This window comes from Bartonella sp. AD328YNZD (genome assembly GCF_042196425.1).
This window is the reverse complement of the sequence record NZ_JBHIQG010000884.1, coordinates 1-530: the sequence shown is the minus strand read 5'-3', so window position 1 is coordinate 530 and position 530 is coordinate 1. Positions and strand designations below refer to the sequence as shown.

The window sequence follows — 530 nt, the reverse complement described above, 5'->3', positions numbered from 1 at the left end:
GGGCGTGTAGCTCAGCGGGAGAGCACTACGTTGACATCGTAGGGGTCACAGGTTCAATCCCTGTCACGCCCACCATTCAATTTTATAGTATAAATAAATTATTGAATTATCGTATTCTTCCAAGGTACGGGATGCGTAAATAAAGATTCGGAAATAAGATTTTGCAACATGCCTCTACAAAGGACATACTTTACAGAGTGTTTCTAATATTTTTTTACGTTCTGATAGCGCCTCTTTGGGGAAGCCATCTAAAAAATATCAAAAACGTAATAACAGCCTCATTTTGCAACAGATTAAAAGTTTGATTTTAAAACTCTTTCCACAAGCATAGACTTCTGTTCAAAAAAACATTGTTTATTTCCTGATCTATCCCCTGTTTTTCTTAATTCTTTCATGTCTATTGGTATACACTTGTTGTCCAAACAGTTAGATATAACAACAGTCACTTCGATAGATATAAAACACTTAGCCTTAGAGCTGTATTTTGAATTTACCAATTACAGATTATAATAAAATATTAAAAAGAGTAA

1 tRNA gene is annotated in these 530 nt (G+C 33.8%); it reads left to right on the top strand.

Annotation, left to right across the window (positions count from 1 at the left end):
• Positions 1–75, top strand: a tRNA-Val gene (locus ACFIO3_RS15575).
• The last annotated feature ends 455 nt before the right edge of the window (positions 76–530 follow it).